This is a genomic window from Spirochaetaceae bacterium, from assembly GCA_009784515.1.
In the GTDB taxonomy this organism is placed as follows: domain Bacteria; phylum Spirochaetota; class Spirochaetia; order WRBN01; family WRBN01; genus WRBN01.
Genome location: WRBN01000109.1, coordinates 1 through 4,627 on the forward strand (window position 1 = coordinate 1; position 4,627 = coordinate 4,627).

Below are 4,627 nucleotides of genomic sequence, written 5' to 3' on the forward strand. Positions count from 1 at the left end.
ACATTTTTTACTCCTTAAATGTAAATAATTGATAACTGAAAGGTGAAAACTGAAAGTGGACAGCTTTTTAATTCTTAATTTTCATCTTTCACTTTTCAGTTACCACTACTCAATTACGGGTTGCTGTTTCTTCACTTGAGGAGAAAGTTTAAATTTTTTTTGATAAGATGAAAACTGGGCTTAAATATTCGTTCGCAGATGCCAAATGTTTTGTATGGCAATCTATTTTTATTTCTGTTTGGCGCCTATAGATAAATAGTTATCTACAAAAGTTGCTTATTTTTTAAAAATTAGTTATTATATATACTGAGGAGATAACTCACTTGATATACCTAGATAACAACGCCACCACTAAAGTGGACGACCGTATAGTAGCTGCTATGCAGCCCTATTTTAATATACATTACGGCAACCCCAACAGTTTGCACACGATGGGGCAAACTGCCCGCAAAGCAATGGCCACCGCCTTAAACCAGCTTTATGCCGGTATTAATGCCCGCGATAACGATGACATTATTGTCAACAGCTGCGCGACCGAAGGTAATAACCATGTGCTAATGGGTATTTACTACGATTTAATCCGTACCGGGAAAAAGAAAAAAATTATTACCAGCAGCGTCGAGCACCCGGCGGTAAGCCATACCCTCAAATTTTTAGAGAGTTTAGGAGCTGAGGTATCCTACCTGCCGGTGAATACCGAAGGGCTAATTAACATAGCCGATTTACAGCACGAGCTGACCAACGATACCGCTTTGGTAACTATTATGTGGGCCAACAACGAAACCGGCCTTATCTTTCCTGTTACCGAGTTATGTGCAATAACTCATAAAGCCGGAGCTCTTTTTCATACCGATGCTGTGCAGGCCATCGGTAAAGTGCCGGTAGATGTGCAGGCCAGTAATATCGATTTTTTAACTTTTAGCGCCCATAAATTTCATGGCCCTAAGGGGATTGGCGGTCTGTACATTAAAGAAGGTCTTAAACTTACGCCTCTTTTACACGGCGGCGAGCAGATGGGCGGCAAACGTGCCGGCACCATCAATGTGCCTTATATGGTAGGCATGGGGCTGGCGATGGAGCTGGCGGTGGCCGGGTTAACCGATGAAGACAGCCGTGTGCGCAGCCTGCGCGACCAGCTGGAAGAAGCCATAACGGCTATCCCCGATACCATTATTATCGGCAAAAATTACCCGCGTACCCCAAACACCAGCTTAGTAAGCTTTAAAGGTATTGAGGGCGAAGCTATGTTGTGGGATTTAAATAAAAATGACCTAGCCGCCAGCACCGGCAGCGCTTGCAGTAGTGAAGATTTACAGGCTAATGCTACCTTTCAGGCGATGAGTATGGATACCGATTTAGCCCACACCGGCATTAGGTTTAGCTTAAGCCGTTTTACTACCCAAGACGAAATTACCGCTGCTATTAAAATAGTTAAAGATTGTGTGCAAAGATTACGTGCCATAAGTACCTACACAAAGCTATAGGTTTTGTATAGGTACTAACTAATAGCCAACAGATAATAGTTAAGATTGCTTATAGTAACTTTCTTCATTTTGTGTTTTAGCGTATTTCGCGGTTAGACATTTTTTCTACCGCGAAAGGCGCTAAACACGCGAAAAACTCATTGCCAGAACTATCTCCATTATCAACATTTTTTACTTCTAACTTCATCAGTTTTCTTTTATGATAAATTTGTTAAAGCCGCTACCGCCGCCCCTAACATACTGGCGTTATCTACCTTAATTAGCTCGAAATAGCGCAAATTTTCACCCTGCAAAAAATGCTCCAGATAACTTTGTACGCGCTCTTTGAGTTTAGGCATGCCGTAAAAGGCACTGCCATCGGCAATAATGGCTAAGGGGCTGGTAACCTCCCTGCCTTTACCGGTTTTTAAAATAACGGCGGCTAAATTAATAGCAACAAGTTTAGCTAAACGTAGCGCTAATTGGTCAAAAAGATAATAGAGCTTGGTATATTCCTGTATCGTAATGATTTGCTGCAAATGATTAAAGCTATGCCGGCCATTGGGGTCGGCTAAAAAATTACTGACATCGACGGTAGTAAAGGTAAGTTTACTTAAGGACAAACTACTTTCTTTAGTAAATAAACCTTCGTTGATAGCTTGTTCTAAAGTAATTTTACATAACTTATCAAAGTAAGCCCCGCTAAGCATTTTCTCAAAGGTATTTTGCTGCGGGTTTTGCGTAGCGGCAGCCACTAAATAATCAAAGCTGCCGCGATAGTGATTTTTAAAGTTCCCACTCTCCATATTAATAATTTGGCTGTGGGCACCAATTTGGCTGCCTTCCTCAAAATGGGCTTTGCCAATATTTTGATTAAGCTCTTCATAAGCCGTGTTACAACCGGTGCCTAAAATAAAACCGATGTAACCGCCATAATTTTTAGTTAAGGTCGCCCCCATAAGTAAAGTGGTAACGGTATCGTTAAGCACCACAACTTTGTAGCCGGTAGTATGCCCTAACTCTTTAAGAGCTTTAAGTAAACCTTCACCCACACATCGGCCAACAACTTGTGGAGCTTTAATCTCTTTGCTAAAGGTAATAAGTTTACCATCTTTATTCGCAGTACTCTCGGCAGCGTAACTAAAACAAAAACCTATCTTATCACTTTTATCGGCCACTAAACTTAATCTTTGGGCTAACTCGTTAAAAAACTCTTCAGCCGTTACTTCGCCACTCACACCGGGCATAGTGCCTTTGCTAAAATCTTCAATAACGGCCTCTTTTTGTTCATTAAAATGCACTAAAGCTGCCCGTAAGTTGGTACCGCCGGCATCTAGCACTATTACCTTTTTGTTAATAGCTACACCACCAGCCACCTCAATACGCGTAGGCAACATCATTACCCCTATGGGGTTAGTTGTGTTAAGGTTAGCCGTCATCTCGGCCAAAAAATCGGCCACTTGCTCGGCCATATCTACGCTACTGCGGTGCATTTTATGTTTAATTAAAAAATTATCAACTTCAATCATTTTTATTCTTCCTTAATTAAAGGTACAAAATTACCGGCTGCCGCCTTTAGCAACCTATCGTTAAGCGCCCGGCCTAATAGCTGCCGGCTTGGTAGTACCGCTACTATTTTAACACAATTTTGGCTAAAACGGGCCAGTTCTTTGTATAAATTACTTGCATAATCGTTAAAATTATCAAAACTACTAACATTCCAGCCGGCCGGTAAAGATGGAGGCGGCTTAACCAAGCAAAGTAAGCCTAACTTTTCACGACCATAAAGTTTAACAAGATAATCAAAGTTAAAATATTGTTCTTTAATGAGATATAAAGGTACAGGCGGCCGGTAATGCGCATATTTTTGACCGGGACTACGCGGAGTTTCCTCTTTAAGTTCTTCGCCTAAAGTAATTTTTTGGCTTAAAGCTTCCTCTAGCTCTTCAAGGCTAATAGCTCCAGAGCGCAATAAAATTGGCTCATTTGGATTAAGCAAAGAAACAACGGTGGATTCTAACCCCCATTCTATCTTGCTATCATCTTGAATAATGGCGGCAATCTTGCCGTCCAGCTGCTCTTTAACCATCTCAAAAGTAGTGGCACTCAGTCGGCCCGATAAATTCGCCGAAGGCGCAGCAATGGGCAGCTCCGCCAGTTGCAACAATTTTTGAGCAACGGGGTGAGACGGCACACGCACCGCCACACTATCCAGTCCTGCCGTAGCGATAGAGCAAACCACTCCGGCAATTTTGGGCAGCACCAAAGTAAGCGGGCCGGGTGCAAAACTAGCAAGCAGTTTTTCGGCCGCTTTGTTAAGCTTAGCCACCTTAGCCACCTCATCAACATTATAAAGATGAATAATAAAAGGGTTATCGCTAGGTCTGCCTTTAGCTGCGTAGATGGCTTTGCAAGCTTCGTCATTTAAGGCATTAGCGCCCAGACCATAAACGGTTTCGGTAGGAAAAGCCACAAGGCCGCCATCTTTAATAATAGCGGCGGCCTCATCGAGCTGAGTTACATTAAGCATACACGTAAGCATAACCCATTATAACATAATATATAATGAGTTACAATAAACGAATAGCATAAACCTCTATATAAGCCGGGCGGTTACGGCCTTGATCCACCTCGCCGCTAATCTCTACCAAATCGCCGGGGCCAACTTGCAGGCCATTCCAGCGGCGGGCATAAATTTCTACCCTAATTTCACCGGTACTATCTCTAAAAAGATAATAATTTCCGCTAATATGACTAATAATGTGGCCGGTTAAAACAACACGGCTATCATCACGCATCGTATGCGCTTGGGCTACAGTAACGCTTTGGCCTTGCCGTACGTTTTGCCCTTGATTAGACGGCCCGGTAAAACCCGTTTGCGCCACTAAGCCAATGCCCGAAGTTAAAAGTAAAACCAAACTTAATAAAATAATTTTCTTCATAATCTTTTCCCTCTTTTTGCTTACTATAAAATTTTATAAACCCCATATTAACAATATAGATTTTATAACTTAAAAAACGTTACAATTTAACGAACTAAACGAATACTGCCCCTGCTGCCTACATCAACATAAGTACGGCCGCTGCTGCTGCTAATATAACCGCTAATTTCCACCAAATCGTTTGGACCAAAAGATAAAGCCCTTGTGTGGCGGCGGTCAATC

Annotated in this window: 4 protein-coding genes; 1 reads left to right on the plus strand and 3 read right to left on the minus strand. The window is 42.2% G+C overall.

The features are described from left to right. Window positions 1-323 precede the first annotated feature (323 nt). The gene (locus FWE37_09130; protein MCL2521140.1) at window positions 324-1,484 is read left to right on the plus strand and encodes a NifS family cysteine desulfurase; all 1,161 of its coding nucleotides are present in this window, start codon (window positions 324-326) and stop codon (window positions 1,482-1,484) included. A gap of 197 nt (window positions 1,485-1,681) precedes the next feature. Here the strand turns inward: FWE37_09130 and FWE37_09135 are convergent, their stop codons facing one another. The 3 genes from FWE37_09135 to FWE37_09145 are packed head-to-tail and all read right to left on the minus strand — an operon-like array spanning window position 1,682 to window position 4,405. Next, window positions 1,682-2,992, minus strand: a complete 1,311-nt coding sequence (locus FWE37_09135; protein MCL2521141.1) for a hexokinase — start codon at window positions 2,990-2,992, stop codon at window positions 1,682-1,684. A 2-nt stretch (window positions 2,993-2,994) separates the two neighbouring features. After that, window positions 2,995-3,993 carry an L-threonylcarbamoyladenylate synthase gene (locus FWE37_09140; protein ID MCL2521142.1) on the minus strand — a complete coding sequence of 333 codons (999 nt, stop codon included), beginning with the start codon at window positions 3,991-3,993 and terminating at the stop codon, window positions 2,995-2,997. A gap of 40 nt (window positions 3,994-4,033) precedes the next feature. Continuing rightward, complete coding sequence (locus FWE37_09145; protein ID MCL2521143.1) at window positions 4,034-4,405, minus strand: NirD/YgiW/YdeI family stress tolerance protein; 372 nt, start codon at window positions 4,403-4,405, stop codon at window positions 4,034-4,036. Window positions 4,406-4,627 lie beyond the last annotated feature (222 nt).

Coding starts and splice junctions, on each gene's coding strand:
- FWE37_09135 (MCL2521141.1), bottom strand. CDS start 2,992: ATGATTGAAGTTGATAATTTTTTAATTAAACATAAAATGCACCGCAGT.
- FWE37_09145 (MCL2521143.1), bottom strand. CDS start 4,405: ATGAAGAAAATTATTTTATTAAGTTTGGTTTTACTTTTAACTTCGGGC.
- FWE37_09140 (MCL2521142.1), bottom strand. CDS start 3,993: ATGCTTAATGTAACTCAGCTCGATGAGGCCGCCGCTATTATTAAAGAT.